18 protein-coding genes and 1 other annotated feature are annotated in these 19,952 nt (G+C 38.4%); of the genes, 12 read left to right on the forward strand and 6 right to left on the reverse strand.

The features are described from left to right. Positions 1–109: 109 nt before the first annotated feature. A complete protein-coding gene (locus tag GQR52_RS16705) occupies positions 110–1,378 on the reverse strand; it encodes a CNNM domain-containing protein (protein WP_024593584.1) in 1,269 nt (422 codons plus the stop codon). Between the two features lie 61 nt (positions 1,379–1,439). Continuing rightward, positions 1,440–2,246, reverse strand: coding sequence for a cytochrome c biogenesis protein CcsA (ccsA, locus tag GQR52_RS16710; protein ID WP_024593585.1), 807 nt, complete (start codon positions 2,244–2,246; stop codon positions 1,440–1,442). Between the two features lie 253 nt (positions 2,247–2,499). Here ccsA and ffh point away from each other — a divergent pair, with 253 nt between their 5' ends. The 6 genes from ffh to tyrA all read left to right on the forward strand — a co-directional run bounded on the left by ffh (position 2,500) and on the right by tyrA (position 7,499). Then, a complete protein-coding gene (gene ffh / locus GQR52_RS16715) occupies positions 2,500–3,879 on the forward strand; it encodes a signal recognition particle protein (protein WP_007581399.1) in 1,380 nt (459 codons plus the stop codon). A 260-nt stretch (positions 3,880–4,139) separates the two neighbouring features. Then, positions 4,140–4,388: a 30S ribosomal protein S16 gene (gene rpsP / locus GQR52_RS16720; protein ID WP_002962192.1), complete on the forward strand. Its 249-nt coding sequence runs from the start codon at positions 4,140–4,142 to the stop codon at positions 4,386–4,388. Positions 4,389–4,405: 17 nt separating this feature from the next. Next, positions 4,406–4,942 carry a ribosome maturation factor RimM gene (gene rimM, locus GQR52_RS16725; RefSeq protein WP_010554631.1) on the forward strand — a complete coding sequence of 179 codons (537 nt, stop codon included), beginning with the start codon at positions 4,406–4,408 and terminating at the stop codon, positions 4,940–4,942. Then, complete coding sequence (gene trmD / locus GQR52_RS16730) at positions 4,942–5,709, forward strand: tRNA (guanosine(37)-N1)-methyltransferase TrmD (RefSeq protein WP_165729152.1); 768 nt, start codon at positions 4,942–4,944, stop codon at positions 5,707–5,709. The genes rimM and trmD overlap by 1 nt, the downstream gene beginning before the upstream one ends. A gap of 33 nt (positions 5,710–5,742) precedes the next feature. Beyond that, the gene (gene rplS, locus GQR52_RS16735) at positions 5,743–6,102 is read left to right on the forward strand and encodes a 50S ribosomal protein L19 (RefSeq protein ID WP_007581406.1); all 360 of its coding nucleotides are present in this window, start codon (positions 5,743–5,745) and stop codon (positions 6,100–6,102) included. A 263-nt stretch (positions 6,103–6,365) separates the two neighbouring features. Then, positions 6,366–7,499, forward strand: a complete 1,134-nt coding sequence (tyrA, locus tag GQR52_RS16740; protein WP_165729153.1) for a bifunctional chorismate mutase/prephenate dehydrogenase — start codon at positions 6,366–6,368, stop codon at positions 7,497–7,499. A gap of 127 nt (positions 7,500–7,626) precedes the next feature. On the opposite strand, the gene GQR52_RS16745 is transcribed toward tyrA, so the two are convergent. Beyond that, positions 7,627–8,784: a chorismate mutase gene (locus GQR52_RS16745; protein ID WP_165729154.1), complete on the reverse strand. Its 1,158-nt coding sequence runs from the start codon at positions 8,782–8,784 to the stop codon at positions 7,627–7,629. 44 nt (positions 8,785–8,828) lie between these two features. Beyond that, positions 8,829–8,946: a sequence feature (Phe leader region), on the reverse strand. 192 nt (positions 8,947–9,138) lie between these two features. Between GQR52_RS16745 and GQR52_RS16750 the strand changes: the two genes are divergently transcribed. Further along, positions 9,139–12,153 carry an EAL domain-containing protein gene (locus GQR52_RS16750; RefSeq protein ID WP_021032079.1) on the forward strand — a complete coding sequence of 1,005 codons (3,015 nt, stop codon included), beginning with the start codon at positions 9,139–9,141 and terminating at the stop codon, positions 12,151–12,153. A 12-nt stretch (positions 12,154–12,165) separates the two neighbouring features. Here GQR52_RS16750 and GQR52_RS16755 read toward each other — a convergent pair whose 3' ends face one another. Next, positions 12,166–12,495 (reverse strand): stress response translation initiation inhibitor YciH, encoded by a 330-nt coding sequence (locus tag GQR52_RS16755; protein WP_165729155.1) that lies wholly within the window; start codon positions 12,493–12,495, stop codon positions 12,166–12,168. A 135-nt stretch (positions 12,496–12,630) separates the two neighbouring features. Between GQR52_RS16755 and GQR52_RS16760 the strand changes: the two genes are divergently transcribed. From GQR52_RS16760 to GQR52_RS16775, 4 genes are all read left to right on the forward strand, one after another. After that, the gene (locus GQR52_RS16760) at positions 12,631–12,936 is read left to right on the forward strand and encodes an STAS domain-containing protein (RefSeq protein WP_002962948.1); all 306 of its coding nucleotides are present in this window, start codon (positions 12,631–12,633) and stop codon (positions 12,934–12,936) included. Further along, complete coding sequence (locus GQR52_RS16765; protein ID WP_121954292.1) at positions 12,936–14,585, forward strand: SpoIIE family protein phosphatase; 1,650 nt, start codon at positions 12,936–12,938, stop codon at positions 14,583–14,585. The genes GQR52_RS16760 and GQR52_RS16765 overlap by 1 nt, the downstream gene beginning before the upstream one ends. A 56-nt stretch (positions 14,586–14,641) precedes the next feature. After that, complete coding sequence (locus GQR52_RS16770) at positions 14,642–15,301, forward strand: GAF domain-containing protein (protein ID WP_165729156.1); 660 nt, start codon at positions 14,642–14,644, stop codon at positions 15,299–15,301. A gap of 80 nt (positions 15,302–15,381) precedes the next feature. Beyond that, complete coding sequence (locus tag GQR52_RS16775) at positions 15,382–16,572, forward strand: amino acid aminotransferase (protein ID WP_165729157.1); 1,191 nt, start codon at positions 15,382–15,384, stop codon at positions 16,570–16,572. 80 nt (positions 16,573–16,652) lie between these two features. On the opposite strand, the gene GQR52_RS16780 is transcribed toward GQR52_RS16775, so the two are convergent. After that, positions 16,653–17,855 carry an aromatic amino acid transport family protein gene (locus GQR52_RS16780; RefSeq protein ID WP_165729158.1) on the reverse strand — a complete coding sequence of 401 codons (1,203 nt, stop codon included), beginning with the start codon at positions 17,853–17,855 and terminating at the stop codon, positions 16,653–16,655. Between the two features lie 215 nt (positions 17,856–18,070). Between GQR52_RS16780 and GQR52_RS16785 the strand changes: the two genes are divergently transcribed. Then, a complete protein-coding gene (locus tag GQR52_RS16785) occupies positions 18,071–18,952 on the forward strand; it encodes a DMT family transporter (RefSeq protein ID WP_165729159.1) in 882 nt (293 codons plus the stop codon). 16 nt (positions 18,953–18,968) lie between these two features. Here the strand turns inward: GQR52_RS16785 and GQR52_RS16790 are convergent, their stop codons facing one another. Beyond that, positions 18,969–19,847, reverse strand: a complete 879-nt coding sequence (locus GQR52_RS16790; RefSeq protein WP_007581990.1) for an OmpA family protein — start codon at positions 19,845–19,847, stop codon at positions 18,969–18,971. Positions 19,848–19,952 lie beyond the last annotated feature (105 nt).

Below are 19,952 nucleotides of genomic sequence, written 5' to 3' on the forward strand. Positions count from 1 at the left end.
AAAAAATCCGTAGTTAGTTTCCTAACTACGGATTTTGCATGATCGTTTGGATCGGTCAACCGGTCATTTTCTTAACTGATCGGCATTAGCCAATTGGCTCCTTTTTTATTTAGCGAGAACGCTTATTCGGCAGTATCTTCACTTGTTTTATCATATTTTCTTTTACTTCGAGTACTTCAATAGGATATCCCGCGATACGCAGACTAATATTTGCATCAGGAATATTCTCCAAGTATTCAACAATTAAACCACTCAAAGTTTTAGGTCCATCGAGCGGGAAATCCCAACCCATTTCTTTATTTAAATCGCGTACGTTAGCGCCGCCATCCACAATACATGAGCCATCAGTTTGTGTTTCTACTTCTTCGCTCGGTGTACGAGTTTGCGTAGTTGTAAAATCGCCAACAACTTCTTCTAAAATATCTTCTAGGGTCACTAGGCCTTGGATGTCGCCATACTCATCTACCACTAAGCCTATGCGTTCTTTAGATTGCTGAAATTTTAATAGCTGAGTATTTAGTGATGTTCCTTCAGGGATAAAGTAAATTTCACGTACAGCCCGTAGCAAAGAGGGTTTATCAAATTGCTCTTTTGTAAGTAGACGAAGCGCATCACGTGAGTGAATAAAACCTACTGCATCATCTATATTATCGCGATACAACAACACACGAGTATGTTGCGCATGGGTAAGCTGGCGACTAATTAGTTTCCAATCGTCATTAATATCAATGGCCACAATTTCGTTTCGTGGGATCATAATATCTTCAACGGTTACTTGTTCTAAATCTAAAATTGAAGTCAGCATACTTTGATGACGAGCAGGAATAAGTGCGCCTGACTCATTGAGTACTGTTTTTAATTCTTCTTTACTCATGCTGTGTTCGTCGATTTGAGCAGCACTAATACCAAATAACCGCAGTATACCGTTTGTCATCCAGTTAATAACCACGACAAAAGGGAACAGGATTTTTAGTAATCCCTTAAGTATTATTGAACTTGGAAAAGCAACTTTTTCAGGGTAGAGGGCAGCAAGGGTTTTAGGTGTTACTTCGGCAAATATAAGCACAACTAGAGTTAACACGCCCGTTGCTATAGCAATACCTAGGTCACCGTAAAGGCGAATACCTATAATGGTTGCAACTTGGGCTGCTGCTATATTAACAAGATTATTACCGATTAAAATTAAACCGATGAGCCTATCTGGACGGCTAAGTAATTTACTGACTCGTTTAGCTGCACGATGATCCTCTTTAGCGAGGTGTCGCAGGCGTATACGATTGATTGACATAATTCCGGTTTCTGAACCAGAAAAATAAGCAGAAAAAAGCACCAAAAAACCTAAAATGATAAATAGGGTACTTGTCGATATGTCGTCCAACGATGGATCCTTTTCTTATAAATCAATGCGTATTAAGCTAGAGTGAGCAAGCAGAGTCAAGTTAAAACTTATTTAGTATCACTTCTTGTATGAAACGGCTGCCAAAATAAGCGAGTGTGAGGACAAATGCAGCGACCATGATTGTAATAACCACCGGTTTACCGCGCCAACCCTTTTTCATATGCCCGATAGCTACAACGGCAAAAATAGCCCACGCAACTAACGATAATATTGTTTTATGAATGAACTCTTTAGCGAACATTCCATCAAGAAATACAAACCCTGAAAGTAATGCAAATGTGAGTAATATAGTGCCTAAATTAAGAAGTTGGTAAAGCTGGCGCTCCACAACCATTAAAGGCGGAAGATGGCTATGTACAATTGCTAAATCTTTACGTTTTAAACGTTTATCAATAAAGTAAAACTGTACACCGTATAAAGTAGCGATAATTAAAATACAGTAGGCTAACAAAGATAAAGAGATGTGCGTTACTAAACCCACCTCAATATTGATACTTTGCAATAAAATATGATGAGGTATAAATAAACTGGCAATGGTTAGTAAGGCACCAAAACCATAAACAACGGGCAACAATAAAGTTGCAGGGAATTTTAGCGAGACAGCCGTCACCGAGACCACAATCACCCAGCACGTCAAAAGAGCGACGTTTACGATACTTAAATCTTGACCGTCGGCTCTAAAAACAGAGTTAACTAACAGCAGCATGTGCGCCACTATAGCAACCGTGCTTAAAATAACAGTTACTTTTTGGCTTGGGCCTTGTTGATGAAACAGGCGTGAAAGCACGTGAGACGTTGCTAACACATAAAATAAACTGGCAATAATAGTTAAACTAATAATCAGCATTGTGCTTGGGCCACTTAATTTGAGACAAAATAAACCTTGTTGTTATATAGCCATTGTATTTTATAGCAAAGCAAATGCATAGACCTTAAAAAAAGAAACTCATCAAGGTGCACTTGAACACTATATTGTAAGACGCCATATACGGTATACTACTTTTAATTGAAACTTAATAAGTCAATCTAGGTTAATTGAAAAATCAAATTAATCGTAAAATTTAAATGGATTGATATAAACGTCTTATCGGAACCGTTACATGTTTGAGAACCTCCAAGAACGATTAGGTAAAACCTTAAAAAATATCAGTGGCCGTGGCCGTCTGACGGAAGACAACATAAAAGACACACTTCGCGAAGTGCGTATGGCATTTTTAGAAGCCGATGTGGCATTGCCTGTTGTTCGCGACTTTGTAAAACAAGTTAAAGAACGCGCAGTTGGGGTTGAAGTTACAAAAAGCTTAAGCCCAGGCCAAGTATTTATAAAAATAGTGCGTGAAGAACTAGAAAAAGCAATGGGCGAGGCTAATGAAGAGCTAAGTCTAAATGCGCAACCGCCAGCCGTTGTAATGGTAGCGGGTCTACAAGGTGCGGGTAAAACCACCAGTGTAGCTAAGCTTGCTAAGTTTTTAAAAGAGCGAAAAAAGAAATCAGTACTTGTAGTAAGTGCCGATGTTTATCGTCCTGCGGCGATTAAACAGCTAGAAACGCTTGCAGCAGAAGTTGATGTTGATTTCTTCCCAAGTGATATTTCGCAAAAGCCAGTTGATATTGCAACCGCTGCAATTTCTCATGCTAAAAAGAAATTTATAGATGTAGTACTTGTTGATACTGCAGGTCGTCTACATGTTGATAGCAACATGATGGATGAAATTAAAGATCTTCATAAAGCAATCAATCCAATTGAAACCTTGTTCGTTGTTGATGCAATGACAGGTCAAGATGCGGCGAATACAGCTAAAGCATTCGACGAAGCATTACCACTTACCGGTGTTATATTAACAAAAACCGATGGTGATGCGCGTGGTGGTGCTGCTTTATCTATTCGTCACATCACTGGCAAGCCTATCAAGTTTATGGGTGTGGGTGAGCGCACTGACGCACTTGAACCTTTCCACCCAGACCGTATAGCGTCGCGTATTTTAGGCATGGGTGACGTACTTTCATTAATCGAAGAAGTCGAGATGAAAGTAGATAAAGAGCAAGCTGCTAGAGTTGCTGAAAAAGTATTTAAAGGCGCAGGTTTTACTCTTGATGATTTTGCTGACCAATTAAAGCAAATGAAAAGCATGGGTGGCATGATGTCAATGCTTGATAAGCTCCCTGGTATGTCTAACTTACCAGATGCTGTTAAAGGTCAAATGGGTGATAAAACATTTATCCAAATGGAAGCTATTATTAGCTCTATGACTAAAAAAGAGCGTGCACGCCCAGAAATCATTAAAGGTTCGCGTAAAAAACGCATAGCAGCTGGCTCTGGTACACAAGTACAAGAGATTAATAAGTTGCTTAAGCAGTTTACGCAAATGCAAAAAATGATGAAAAAAATGAAAGGTAAAGGCGGCATGACTAAAATGATGCGCGGTATGAAAGGCATGTTACCACCTGGAATGATGGGCGGCGGCGGTCCTAAATTTTAAAAAGTACCATTAAGTTACTTTTTAAAATAATAGCGAATCATATTTAAAGGAGCAAATAGCTCCTTTTTTGTTGAATAAATTATGCATGTAATACACCTTTAACTCTTATTTGTCGTTGAGATCACGGTTTAACCTACTAAACTGCCTTTTTGGTTCACTTCTTACTTGCGTTATTGCCAAAAACTCGTACAATTCCCCAGCTCCCCATTCTGGGGAGTAAATCTTATTAATGAAAACAGTCAATCTTTATAGAGGACGGTATGGTAACTATTCGTTTGCAACGTGGTGGCGCTAAAAAACGCCCTTTCTATCAAATTGTGGTTGCGGATAGCCGTTTCTCGCGTGACGGTCGCTTCATCGAGAAAGTAGGCTTTTTTAACCCAATTGCTTCAGGTCAAGAAGAAAAAATTCGTTTAGATTTACCACGTGTTGAACACTGGGTAGGTCAGGGCGCATCTCTTTCAGATCGCGTAGCTAAGTTAGTAAAAGACGCTCGTAAAGCGGCTTAATAGGCGTAAGTGTAACCATGAGTCAAGAGAACACCTCATCAATAATTGTCGTAGGAAAGCTCGGTGCCCCATATGGTATAAAGGGCTGGCTTAAGGTACATTCATTTACTGATGATCCCGTAGGGATCTTCGATTTCAGCCCGTGGTTGATAGGGCAGCAAGGTAAATGGCAGTCCTTAGAAGTGGTCGACTGGCGTCGCCACAACAAAGGCTTTATCGCTAAATTTGCGCAGGTAAACGACCGAGACGAAGCAATGGCTTATACCCATGCAGAAATCTCAATGGATGCAGCGCATTTACCAGAACTCCCGCAAGGTGAGTTCTATTGGCGAGATCTCATTGGCATGTCTGTTGTAACCGATAAAGGTTATAGCTTAGGCATTGTTGATGACCTGATGGAGACAGGATCAAATGACGTACTGGTTGTTAAAGCAAACAGTAAAGACGCATTTGGTCAAGCTGAGCGTTTGATTCCTTTTTTAACTGATTCAGTTATTAAAGAAGTTAAATACGACGCAAGAGAAATTACCGTAGACTGGGATCCTGGTTTTTAATGACGCAAACTAGTTCATTATGGGTAGGGGTGATAAGCCTTTTTCCAGACATGTTTGACGCTATTACAGACCAAGGCGTTACTGGTCGCGCAGTAAAAAATGGCTTAATTGATTTTAACTGCTGGAATCCACGAGACTACGCTTTAGATAAGCATAGAACCGTAGATGACCGTCCTTACGGGGGCGGACCTGGTATGTTAATGATGGTTGAGCCATTAAAAAAAGCGATTGCCGAAGCTAAAAAAGCAGCTGGTGATGGTGCTAAAGTAATTTATATGTCCCCGCAAGGGCGCAAACTTGATCAGCAAGGTGCTAGCGAACTCGCTAGCTCTAAAAAACTGATTTTGATTGCCGGTCGCTATGAAGGTATAGATGAGAGAATAATAGAATCATATGTTGACGAAGAATGGTCAATTGGTGATTTTATTTTGAGTGGTGGTGAACTACCTGCCATGACATTAATTGACGCAGTAGCGCGATTAGTGCCAGGTGTGTTAGGTCATAACCAGTCAGCGGAACAAGATTCATTTTCGGATGGCTTGTTAGATTGTCCACACTATACACGACCAGAAACATTGGACGACAAACAGGTTCCTGCTGTATTACTCAGTGGTAACCACCAAGAGATAGCAAAATGGCGGCTTATGCAGTCATTAGGCAGAACTTGGTTACGACGTCCTGACTTGTTGCATAACCTAGCTCTGACTGAGGAGCAAGCGGTATTACTCGCGAAATTTCAGCAAGAGTACCAAAAAGCTTGTGGCTAGAAGACAGTTACACCTAGGAAAGTGAGAAACATAATGGCAAAAGTAAACCAAAATATTATTAAAGCGCTTGAAGATGAGCAGCTTAAAACAGACGTACCTGCATTTGGCCCTGGTGATACAGTGGTTGTACAGGTAAAAGTAAAAGAAGGTGCTAAAGAGCGTCTACAGGCCTTTGAAGGTGTTGTAATCGCTAAGCGTAATCGTGGTCTTCACTCAGCATTCACAGTTCGTAAAATCTCGAACGGTGAAGGCGTTGAGCGTGTATTCCAAACGCACAGCCCTCTTATTGATAGCGTAACAGTTAAGCGTCGCGGTGCAGTTCGCCGTGCTAAGCTTTACTATCTACGTGAGCGTTCTGGTAAATCTGCACGTATTAGAGAAAAACTTAACTAATACGCGCTGTTTATCAACGCAAAAAAACGGGTTGCATCCTTCGGGTTGCAACCCGTTTTGGTTTTAGAATATTATTTTCTCAATTCTCAATTCTCAATTCTCAATTCTCAATTCTCAATTCTCAATTCTTAATTCCTCATTAGTAAAATTTCCTCTTTAGCCTTTTCTCAGTTAGCTGATCCTGTTAGTATTTATCGTATTGATTAGTTTACTTTTATGTAAATTTATATTTACGTTATTTGGTTTTTTAAGGTGGGACGAACGTGGCTGACATAAGTGATTTAGCACAGCTAAGAGAAGGTATAGATGAATGCGATGCACAACTTGTTGCCTTACTCGCTAAACGTAATGGTATTACGCAAAAAATTGGTGAGATAAAACAACAAACAGGCGCGCCTTTACATGCACCTGTCCGTGAAGCAGAGCTATTAGCGGCAAGACGACAAGAAGCAATAAATCAAAATGTAAGCCCAGATCTCGTTGAAGATATACTAAGACGCATGATGCGAGAAGCCTATCAAAACCAACAAGCAAAACTTGCATGCGCAGCGCCAGAGCTTTCGCCAATTGTGATTGTGGGTGGTCAAGGTGCCATGGGCCAGTTATTTGCACAGCAGTTTATTCGCTCAGGTTACGAAGTTAAAATTTTAGATAAAGATCAGCAAAACGATGCTAAAAGTATTTTAAAAGGTGCCAAGCTGGTAATGATTAGCGTACCTATTAATGCATTGGACGCTGTCGTTGCTAAGTTACCTAAACTAGATGAAGACTGTTTACTAGTTGATATTACATCGGTAAAGCAATCGCCTATTAAAGCACTAAAAGCTGCGCACAGTGGCCCTGTGGTTGGTTTACATCCTATGTTTGGGCCTGATATATCACACTGGGTAAAACAAACAGTTGTTGTATGTGAAGGGCGAGAACACCAAGCGGCAAAAGGTTTGTTACAGCAGTTACAAGTATGGGGTTGTCAGCTTGTTGAACTTGATGCTAAAAAGCATGATGAAGCAATGCAAATTATTCAGGTAATGCGCCATTTAACGACATTTGTGTACGGACAATTTCTAGCAAAACAAAGTCATACACTAGAAGAATTACGTAGCTGCTCGTCACCTATATATCAATTAGAACTGATGATGGTAGGGCGTTTATTTGCGCAGTCGCCTGAGCTTTACTCAGATATTATGCTAGCACAATTCGATGATGTAGAAACCTTACTTGCACAGTACCAAGATACCTTCGCAAGTACATTAGCAAAATTAAAAGCGGGAGATAAAGCAGCGCTTATTGACTCTTTTGCTGAGGCTAAAGTTTACTTTTCTGACTCGACAGAACACTTTTTAACGCAAAGCAGGAGCTTATTAAATAAAGCGAATGATTCAAAAGTTTTAGATTAATATTTGTTATACCGTTTGCTTAAGTATGGGGATTTAATTCGTTAAATTGCTAAAATATTTATGCAGACTGGTACTAGTTAACGAAAAAGGGCCGATATCGGCCCTTTTTGATTTGTAAAATTGCTTATTAAGTATTTACGCTTACTGCCTGTAGTGACTCGCTTTGGTAGCATCCTAAAATACGTACATATTGGGTGTGCTCTTTAAGTTCTTCTAGCGCTTCTTTTACTTGGCTTTCAGCTAAGTTTGCTTCTAGGTCAACATAAAAAACTTCTTCCCACGGATTGCCCGGAGTAGGGCGAGATTCAAGTTTTACTAAATTAATCTTATGCTGCTTAAAAATCATTAACGCATCGGCTAGTGAGCCCGCTTGTTGTTTTGTCGACATGATCAAACTAGTTTTAGTTGGAATTTGGTTAGACACTTGTAGAGGCTTACGTGCAACAACAATAAAGCGGCTATGGTTTTCGCTTTGATTAGCTAGGTTTGATTTAATAACCTCAAGCCCTACGTTTTTCCCCGCTTGTGCAGAGCCAATTGCAGCACTGTATGGTGTGTTCAGAGCTGATTGTAGCGCGTTTGATGTTGAGTCACATGTTTCGTGTTGTAAATCACCTAAGCCCTGTAAAAAGCGGCTGCACTGCGCAAATGGTTGTGGGTGTGCAAATATTTTTGTTAGTTGACTAAGTTCAGTATCGGGGTTGGCGAGTAAGCAATGCTCTACACTGTGAGTTACTTCTCCAACAATAGACACTTGCGCGTGCTGTAATAAGTCAAACACCTCGTTAATACTGCCAGAGCTTGTGTTTTCAATGGGTAATAAACCAAAATCAGCTTGGCCGTTTTCTACTTTACCTGTTATTTCGTCAAACGATGTACAGCCAATTTCAACTAATTTACCCGGGCGGCGGCTAAAATATTTATGGCATGCTAGTTGGCTATAAGAACCCTGACCACCTAAGTAAGTTACACGGTGTGTTTCACTAAGGGCATCTGGATTCAGGTTTTTTTGTAGCATTGCTTGTTGGTGTAAAACAGAGTCTTCCAAAATAGTTTGAAAAACATTATTCACGTAGTAAGCATCTAAACCTAGTGATTTACCATAACCAATCAGTTTCTCTAAAAGTGCGAGTTCACGTGCTTCATCGCGAATTGGCTTGTTGTTAGCAATTTTATACTCAACCACACCGTGGCTAATACGACGACGTTTAGCTAATAACACGAGTAAATCGGAGTCTATTTCATTTATATCGTGTCTTAGTGCATTTAATACATCATTTGTCATTTTGGTATCCTCATTCCAAAAGTAGGCTGTTATTACACAGCAAAAACAAAAAAGCCTCCCGGTTGGGAGGCTTTACTATTCGATTGATTTTATCTCACAAACAGGGAAGCCTCTTCTATATAAAGAAGCTAAAAAACGAAAAAAAAGTGCGAGAGATAAATATATTCATACAGTTAATGTATGGAGAGTTGCTAACAATGTCAATAAAGATCTAAATAAGCTTAGAGTACTATTTATTTCCCTATATTAGTTTTTATAGAAAGTTTACAAATAATTTATAAATATGAATGTGGATCTGGTATATTTCGTTAACTGGTTCAAATAATAACAATTATTAATAATTAAGGTTGACCCGTGGTTTACAGACGCCCTCCATCGCGTTTTGGATTGAATTCTTTAAGTGTAAAACTATCGCTACTCATATCCGCTATTTGCTTAATAGCTGGGGTATGTGCGGCTGCCTTAATGCTTAAATCTGAAGAGAAACAACTCGTTTTTGAAGAACACGAAGTTTTAAAAAGCTCGACAGATTTATTAGTGAAGCAATTTAATGAGCGCATTAAAACAAAAGTAAATATTGCTCAGCAAGCTAATAACGTAGTAACACAACAACTTTTTCAACCCAATTCACCAATTAATTTAAGTAATAAATCACAGTTACAATTTAATAGTGACGGTACGATTCGAAGTGCCTCGGCTGATGGTTTATCAGCAGCATTTTTACCACAGCAAAATTACTCTCCTTTTTATAAACGCCTATTTAATGATTCTGAGATGCTGTGGCGTATAATTTCTCCTACACTGGTACACGACTTTTTTAACTTTTATCTCATAACTGATGATGATTTTATTCGTGTTTCTCCTCCAAATTGGGCATTAAACGCACCTGCCGACTTTAGAGCAACGAATGGCTCAACCTATAAATCGATTAAAAGCACGCTTGAAACAGTAAGAGAGCCTGCATGGTCAAAAGTCTATTACGATACAGTATGGCGCAAATGGGTTATTAGCTTACTAGTGCCAGTTTATGTCGATAATGAGTTTTTAGGTGTGACAGGGAGCGATATTTCCCTCAACAAACTTATTTCATTTTTACCTGTTGGTGATAAAGAAAAACACCTACTTGTGTTTGATAGTAAAGGGCAATTGTTAGCACACCCAGATTTAAATCCGACCTTACTAGCCGACTATGGTAGTGATAATAAAGCACTCGCTACTAATGAATTTGTAAACCCAGCACTGCAGTCGATTATTGATGATGTAATTGCGGTGAAATTACCTGAATACGCAAATTCGTTTGAAAAAAATGACGAAGCTCATATTATCAATATTCGTAAGATTGATGACTTAGATTGGTACATAGGGGTATATAAAAAGCGTTCATCGACGTTATCTGCATTACAAGATTTAAAACTGAAGTTTTTTGGTCTCTTTATTTTATACGCAATATTAGTTGCCTTATTGCTGCATCAAGCGCTTTATCAACTAGTCCTTCGCCGTTTACATACTTTGGTTTATGCAGTTACAAGTTTTGGCAAAGGTCAATTAACTACAGAATTCCCACCAGAAAACAAAGATGAAATTGGCACGCTTAATGGCTCATTTAGAGACATGACGGTAGAAATTCGCAAACTTATCGATGGCTTAAACCAGAGAATTACAGAAAAAGAAATTGCTGAAAAAGCAGCTAACCGTTTATCTAAAGCGGTAGCATTCTCGGGCACTGGTGTTGTGATCACCGATGAGAATTTTGTAATTGAATACGTAAATCCAAAAATGCTCGAAATGACAGGCTACCCAGAAAGTCATTTTAATAGAGCACCATTACTTAATATTATTGCCTCAGAAATGTCTATTTTAGTTGAAGATATAGACATAGATTTACGCAGCCGTAATTACTGGCGCGGTGATACATTAATTCAAGGCTTGAATAAAGAGCCAATTTGGGTGTCTTTAAGTGTTTCGCCAATTCGTGAAGAGGGCGGTGAAATAACCAGCTATGTAGCATCTGCACAAGATATTTCGTTTGTAAAAGAAAGCCAGCGTAAAATGGAGCAGCTTGCTTACTTTGACACCCTTACGGGCCTTGCCAACAGAACGTTTTTTAGAATGCAATTGCGTAAATCAATGGCATTAGCAGAACGTGGGCACTATGCATTTGCATTGTTTTACTTTGATTTAGACGAATTTAAACGTATTAACGATACATTAGGTCACGATGCCGGCGATCAATTATTAATTGAAGTGGCAAACAGACTTAAAAAACGTTTACGAGCCGAGGACACCATAGCGCGCTTAGGTGGTGATGAATTTGCAGTATTACTCAGTGGTATAGAAAGCCAAGCTCACGCGACTGATGTTGCCAATACAATTCAAAAAACACTGAATGTGCCTATAAAACTAGGTAGTAATGAAGTTATTGTGAGCGCGAGTATTGGTATTACAATGGCTCCGTACGATAGCCTAGAAGAAGATCAGTTATTAAAACATGCTGACTTAGCAATGTATGAGGCAAAAGCAAAAGGGCGTAATACATTCCATTTTTATAGCCAAGAATTGAACGCAGCTGCTAATGAGCGTTTATTTATTGAAAATGAGCTACGTATAGGACTAAAAGAAAAACAGTTTGTAGTTTACTACCAACCTCAAGTTGATAGTCGTACTCATCAGGTCATTGGCTATGAAGCGTTATTAAGATGGTTCCACCCAACTGAAGGCGCAATCCCTCCAGATAAATTTATTCCTATTGCAGAAGCGACAGGCCTTATAGTTGAATTAGGCGAATGGGTGCTTCAAGAGTCTTGTGATTTTGCCGTAAGATTAACAAAGCAAGGCTTAGAAAATAATATATCGATAAACTTATCGGCTCGCCAGTTCAAAGACTCAAGCTTAGTCTCAACACTGAGTAAAATGATAATTAGGACGGGTGTTTCGGCTAAGCGCCTTCACTTAGAGCTGACTGAAAGTATGCTAATGGGAAATGTAGAAGCTGCAATTACACAACTCCACGAGCTTAAAGCCTTAGGTATATCTATTTCTATTGATGATTTTGGTACTGGCTATTCGTCACTCAGTTACTTAAAACGATTCCCGGTTGATATATTGAAAATTGACCGTTCATTTGTAAAAGATATCCCTGAGGATACAAATGATATGGAAATTACTGCCGCTATTATTGCCATGGCGCAAAAGTTAAAGCTAGACGTGGTCGCAGAAGGGGTTGAGACAATAGAGCAGATGCAGTTTTTACAAAATAATAATTGCTTCATTGTACAAGGCTATTATTTTAGTAAACCAATTGCTGAGCACGAACTACCAAAATTGTATGAAAGGTTAAATGAACTCTCAAATAGCGAAGTAAGTAGTTAATAAAATTGCGGGTTAACCACCCGCAATTTTAACTTTAAATTTTAACGCTTCTAAAATGGCTTTTAGTTTATCGCGGTCATCACCTTGCACTTCAATAATGCCTTCTTTTACTGCGCCGCCTTGGCCCATTTTGCTTTTTATAGTTTTAGCTAACTTTTTTAAATCATGATCTTTTGGATCAATGCCTACAACTAACATTACGCCTTTGCCTTTACGTCCTTTTGTTTGACGCTCAATGCGAATAAAACCATCTTTAAAAAGCTTAGCTTCTAACTCTTTTTCTGGTTTTGCCTGGTCAATGCGCCCCGTACTTGTTGAATATACTAAGTGACTATCACTCATACCTTACCTTTATGGATAAAAATTAATTAAATATTGGCGTAAATGATAGCAAATTTGAAGTTGTGTGTTTTTCTTTTTGCTAAATACTTTTAACAGGTTATATTTAGTTCAAAGGAAATATTATTGGAGTTTAATATGAGTTTAACTAAGAATGAATCAGTCGATGGCACTACATTAACAATACAAATCAAAGGTAAATTTGACTTTAATTTAGTGCAATCTTTTCGCCAAGCTTATGCCCAAATGAGCGAAAAAACAGTAAAGGTTATTATCGATTTAAGAGAGACTGACTACATGGATAGCTCAGCACTTGGCATGTTACTTAACATGAAAAAAACAATTGATAGCCAAGTGAAAACTATTGAAATAAGCAATTGCCAACCTCAGCTTAGAAAAATTCTACAAATTTCGCGTTTTGATAAAAAGTTTGATATTAGCTAATGATACATGTGTTAATTGTGGATGATCAGGCGCTCAATCGCATTTTACTAAGTAAAATGCTTGAGCAAGAGGGTTATAAAATATCAGTGGCTTATAACGGGCTAGATGCACTTAATGTACTTAAAAGAGAGCAAATAGACGTTGTTTTACTGGATGTTTTAATGCCTGTAATGGATGGTTTTGAAGCTGCTGAAAAAATAAAGCAGCAGTATAGTGAAGTTTACTTACCGATTATTTTTATAACCTCCTTAGAAGATCAAGCAAGTTTTGAGCGCTGCCTCGAAGTGGGTGGCGATGACTTTATTCATAAACCATTTGAAAAAGTAATTCTGCATGCAAAAATTAAAGCACATATTCGCACCAGAGAGCTGAGTAAAAAAGCAAACCAACAAAAGAAATTGCTGGAATATCATCACAACCAAATTGAACGTGAACACGAAATAATTGAGCACATTTTTAATAACTCATTAGAAAACCAAGGTAAGTTTAAAGAGTATTTAGATTTTAATTTATCACCTGCCTCTATGTTTAACGGCGATATGTTTTTAGTAGCGCAAAGCCCAATCGGTAATTTGTATTGCATGTTGGGAGATTTTACGGGCCATGGCCTTGCTGCAGCTATTGGTGCATTACCAACTTCTCGTGTGTTTTATACTATGGTACAAAAAGGCATGGCGGTTAACGATATTGCCTGTGAGCTAAATACACTACTGTACAACCTACTACCTGGGCATATGTTTTGTGCTGCAACCATTATAGAGCTTAGTGCATCAGGTAAAAGTGTTTCTGCATGGATGGGCGGCTTACCCGATGCCTACCTAATAGATAAAGACGGTAATGTAAAACAAACATTAGAATCGCAGCATATGGCGCTGGGGATTTTAGATGAACAAGAATTTGAATATGAAGTTATTCATTTTGAAACAAATAGTAATACACGCCTAGTATTAGCAACCGACGGTATTATAGAAACGGCAAACAAAGAGGATATATTTTTTGGGGAGGAGCGTTTTTTACAAACCTTAAAAAGTAAATCGATGATTAGTAGTGAAGACATAGTTGCTAATGTTACTAAGTTTGCAGATGGTACTAAGCAGCAAGACGATTTAAGCATTGTTTTACTAAACTGCCTGCCTTTAATTCCTGAGGAACAAGAGCGAGAAGCATTTTCTACTTTAGCTTTTAATTTGTCTTTGAGCTTAAACTCAGAGCAAATAAAAAAAACAGACCCCGTTTACGACGTCGTTAATATTTTAAGCAGTGTTGAGGGGTTAAATACTCATCGTTCTAATATATTTTTACTGTTGTCTGAGGCTTACAACAATGCGCTTGACCATGGTGTATTAGGACTTAACTCAGAAATTAAAAAACAAGAAGACGGCTTTTTTCGGTATTACGAGTTGAGAGAGGCTGCCCTTGCTAAACTTACAGATGCCATGATTATTATTGATATGCGCTATTGCCCCGACACGCTCAGTTTATATTTTATTATTTGTGATTCAGGTCGAGGGTTTAGTAGTAAGCACGATGAGTTGGCAAAGGCTAATAACGAATTTGGCAGAGGGGTGTCTTTATTAGAAGAAATAGCCGAAAAAGTCACCTATAACGCCAGTGGTAACCAAGTTGAAATGTGCTACAAGTTGAGCTAGCTCTGTAAAAATATCCATGCTATTATTCTCGAAACTTTAGATGTATGGATGGCCAAATGATTTCTTCTTACTTAAAACAAGCACAACTTAGTGCTAATTCAGCTTTGATTTCAACAGAGCTTGAAAAGCTTGATCTACATTTAGCAAACACTGCTTTGCCTGATGTGTGTTGGGAGTATCAAATACCAGAGCTTGGCGAGGGCGGTGCATGTAGTTTATTTGGTTACTTACAAGATGAGCCATTCAAATTAACTGACTATCTTAAAGGTGATGAGCAAACACAACTTAAGTTAGCTAATTTACAAAGTATTGTAAGCTACATCGAACAGCAAACAGGCGTTGATTGGTATGGTATTTATCAATCAACTAATACAAGTGAAGGTAAGCAACTGTTAAAATTAGCTTATCATGGTGCGCCTAGTCGCCCGTTGTTTCCTTTAACGCAAGCATTTGCAGCAGGGAGTAACAATGTACAGGTTGCGCTATCTCACAAGGGCCGCATTATTAATAACGTTGAGGCGTATTTATCACAAGGTGGTGAATACTACACATGCGATCCTAAAGTTAAATCAGAAACCTGCCTACCTTTATTTAATGCACAAAATGAATGCGTTGGTATTGTAGATGCAGAAGCCTTTAAAAATGATTTTTTTGATGAAAAGACGCTTGCCGTTTTAATTGCATGTTGTATTAAAATTCCTCACTTTCTAGTGTAAATAACGCTAGTCAATATGATGTGCTTTTATGTTAAGCTTAGCTTAACAGCTAACCCCTAAATAACGATAAGAGATAGCCAATGTTCTCAGTATTAAAACCATTACCAACAGATCCTATTCTTGGCCTTATGGCGGCCTATAAACAAGATACAAACCCTAATAAAATTGATTTAGGTGTAGGTGTCTACAAAGATGAGCAAGGCAATACACCGGTTCTTAAAGCGGTTAAAAAAGCTGAAGCGTTTCGTCTTGAAAACGAAATGAGCAAATCTTACATTGGTTTAGCGGGTAATTTAGATTACTGCCAAAAAATGGAGCAGTTACTATTAGGCGAGCATCAAGCATTGCTAGCAAATCGCGTACGTACTGCGCAAGCGCCAGGTGGTACGGGTGCACTTCGTGTTGCAGCTGAATTTATTAAGCGTTGTAATACAGACGCGACTGTTTGGGTAACTAACCCAACATGGGCTAACCATATTAGCTTGTTTGAAGCTGCAGGCTTAACAGTAAAAGAATACCCATATTACGATTACGAAAATAAAGATTTATTGTTTGATGAAATGATCAACACACTTAAACAAGTGCCTAAAGGTGATGTGGTTTTACTGCATGCATGTTGTCATAACCCAAGCGGTATGGATTTAAACGAAACACAGTGGAACACGGTTGCCGAACTGGCAAAAGAAGTTGGCTTTACACCACTTGTTGATATTGCGTACCAAGGCTTTGGTGCCTCACTTGAAGACGATGCACGTGGCTTACGTATTTTAGCCGATGCAGTGGAAGAGCTAATTATTTGTTCTTCATGTTCTAAAAACTTTGGCTTATACCGCGAGCGTATTGGTGCATGTTCACTAATTGCAAAAGACAGCGCAACAGCAGATATTTCAAACTCTGTAATGCTAAGCGTTGTACGTAGTATTTACTCAATGCCGCCAGCGCATGGTGCCGATATTGTTAATACTATTTTAAGCAGTACAGAGCTTACACAATTGTGGCACTCTGAGCTTGATGAAATGCGTAGTCGTATAAATGGCTTACGTAGCTTAATTAAAGAAAGCTTAGCAACTAAAGATATTGCTCAAGACTTCTCATTTATTGAACGCCAAAATGGTATGTTTTCTTTCTTAGGTATTAATAAAGAGCAAATTGCTCGCCTACAAAAAGAATACGGCATTTACATAGTTGGCTCTAGCCGCGTAAATGTTGCAGGTGTTAGTCATTCAAATATTGAATACTTTTCAAATGCTGTAGCTGACGTTTGTAAATAAACGCAGTTAATATAAAAAACCGCACATCATAATGATGTGCGGTTTTTTATTATCTAAATTTAAACAATTAGCAGCAACCTTTAACCGATAGCAGGAATAAGCCCCGCCATTTGCATAAACTGCGCAGCAATAATAGTGATGCCACATATAGCTGCTATACCAAGCCCAACATTCCCACTTTTAACTTGGTAGCCTGTTTTATTTGATGTTGTACGCTGTTTATAAACCATTGCTACAGGCAAAAATATTGCTAGGACGACAAGTGCTATTGCAGCATACCCTAAGGCCATAATAAAGCCTTGAGGATAAAATAATGCAAAGCCAAGTGGCGGAATAAACGTAATTAAGGCCGTTTTAATTCGGTCTGTTTTATTGTCACCCTTTTTAAATGCATCAGCAAAAAAATCGAATAACCCTAAACTCACCCCTAAAAATGATGTCGCAAGTGCTAAATCAGCAAATAACTTAACGGCCGTTGCCACACTTGGGTTATGCGCAATACTTGCCACGCTAGATACAAATCCATTAAGACCTTGGCTGTTGAGTAAATCAGCTTGGCTCATAATACCTTGGCTAAGTAGTTGCCAAAAAATATAAATAACTAAAGGTAGGGCGGCTCCAGCAATCATTACTTTGCGCAGTACTTTTATTTCTACACCAACATATTTAACAATAGAAGGGATAGAGCCATGAAAACCAAACGAAGTAAATATAACCGGTATAGCCGAAAGGATTAATCCTTGCTCTACGGGCATCTCTAATAAGTGTCTACCTTGTACATAAGGGGTAAGCATGTAAAACAAACTAGCTAATACAATAATTTTTATTGTAAATAACACTCTATTTAGTTTATCTACCTTGCTAGTGCCTAGTGTTACCACACTTGCAATAATAATAGCGAGGATCACAGAGCCAAACTGTGGGGCTATATCTACATCAAAGCCTATATTTATACGCGCTTGAAGTTGTGCACCACCACCTGCAATATAAGCAGCGCATAAAGCGTAAAATAAAAAAACCATCGAAAAATTCGCGATGTATTGTCCGCGTTTTCCAAGCCATAATTTAGCCAATGTATTTAATGTTGCATCGCGTGGTGCATATTGGTGTAGCTCTAACATGAGTAGTGCGGTGTAGGTCATTAATAACCAGCTAGCAATTATTAATGCAAGTGCAGTACTAAACCCAAGCCCAGCAGAGGCAATTGGCAGTGCCAACATACCCGCACCAATAGTGGTGCCTGCAACAATTAACATGCTTCCCGTTGTTTTATTTTTAAGCACTTAATTACCTTAATTATTATTAATATTGATGCACCATATAACTAGTTGCTCAAATCTCAAATAGTTTTGTAATAAAAGAGCGGTATAAAAATGTAACTTACAATTTACAACTGTATTTATTAAGGGCTTTAGCGTTTAAAAAGTACAAAAACACGGTGGTGAGCGTATAATTTATTCTTTGTTTTATTCATTCATATAAAGCGTAAGGATGGCACGTGCCAGTTAAAGTATCGTATTTTTTAATGGTTCTTATATGGTCTACTACACCACTGGGTATAGTGTGGAGTAGTGACACTGTATCGCCAACACTTGCAGTGTTAATGCGGATGCTGGTGGGGTTATTGTTAGGCGGCTTAATTGTTGCTATTACAAATATTAGAGTGCCTTGGAGTAAAAACGCATGCCTACTTTACTTTTATTCGAGTATAGGTATTTTTGGTGGCATGTTACTAAGCTATATGGCAGCTAAAACAGTGCCTTCAGGCATTATTTCGCTTATGTTTGGCCTTGCACCTATTTTGTCGGGATTGCTTGCTCAACAGCTATTAAATGAGCCTAAATTTAGCCCGATTAAATTAGTTGCGTTAGCGTGCGCCTTAATTGGCTTATATTTTGTTAGTTATAACCAAGTACAAAACTCGCAAACTCAAGGGCTTGGGTTACTTTATGTGTTTATGGCGGTCTGCTTTTTTAGTTTAAGTGGTGTGATGATCAAGCGCGTACAGATTGCGATTCATCCAATGGCAACAACATTTGGTGCCTTAGTTTTTGTAACTCCACTCTTTTTTATTGCGTGGTGGTTATTAGACGGTGAATTGCATATACAAAACTGGAGTGCAAAATCATTGTGGGCTATTGGTTATCTAGGAATATTTGGATCTTTAGTAGGGGCTTTGGCGTATTTTCATGTACTGCAAAACCTAAATGCGAGTACGGTATCACTTACTACTCTTATAACTCCTAGCTTTGCGCTAGGTTTGGGAGCTTGGCTAAACAATGAGTCACTAAGCCAAGAGTTAATAATTGGTGCGGTTATTATTTTAATTAGTCTGGGCTTTTTTCAATTTGGTGATAAATTTTTAAAGCGAAAAAAGTAAACACAAATTAGCTTTACTACATTTTTTCTATTTGAATAATCAAACGACGGTTTTTGTCTCGGCTTAAAATATTATCGTTATTATCAACAAAACGTTTTTCACCTAAACCGGTTGTTTGTACTTTGGCTTCATCAACACCCAAGCTCACCATGTAATCTTTTATAGTTTTGGCGCGCTTGCGCGATAAATCTAAGTTATTCCAGCGTCCGCCATAGCTATCAGTGTATGAGTCAATACTAATGGACTCTATGCTTGCATCATTTTTTAAATACTCAGCAATTTTATCAAGACGTTGTTGCGACGATTTAGTTAATTTACTGCTGTTTGATTGATAGTTCATTACAGTAAACGAAATATCTTCAAAGCTGTACGGGAGTAGCTCATCACGGCATTGTAAAAAAGCCCAGTAAGCTTGTTTAAAGTTTACGCTCGATATACCAACGGCAATTTTATCGGCACTGTTTTGCCAGTCTTGATAATAAAAAGTAGGGTAGTAGCCTTTTTCAAGCTCGGTAAGCATTTCCCATGCGGTTTTATTGCCTAGCTCGCCATCAAACTTTTTAAGTAATTTCATGTTTGCAATATCGCGAGCGGGCAATCCTGCACGCCATGTAGGTGGCACTGCTTTTAAACCTGCAATTGCGTAGTTATCTGGGCGTACAACCATATCTAAATTAAATGTTAAGTTTTTATTTTTACTTGCTGAAGCTTTAAAAATAGCTTCGCCGTAATAAGGAACTTCATGATTTAATTGGCATTGTAAGCGCGTTGTTTTAACGACTTCCCAGTTGGAGTTGTCTTGGGTTGCTGTGTATTGGCGCATAGCAGCTTGCGAGTGAGTACTGTAAAGCACCGCACTTATACTAAGGCTAATAAATAACAACTTATACTTCATGGTGCTCTCCAGCTATCCGGGAATGCCAATAATTTGGCAAATTAACGACTGCAATGATTAGTTTATTCTCTACGTAACTAACTTATAAGTTAAAGCAAGTTATGT

Origin of the sequence: Pseudoalteromonas sp. 31A1, from assembly GCF_011378815.1 — a bacterium.
Lineage (GTDB): Bacteria > Pseudomonadota > Gammaproteobacteria > Enterobacterales > Alteromonadaceae > Pseudoalteromonas > Pseudoalteromonas arctica.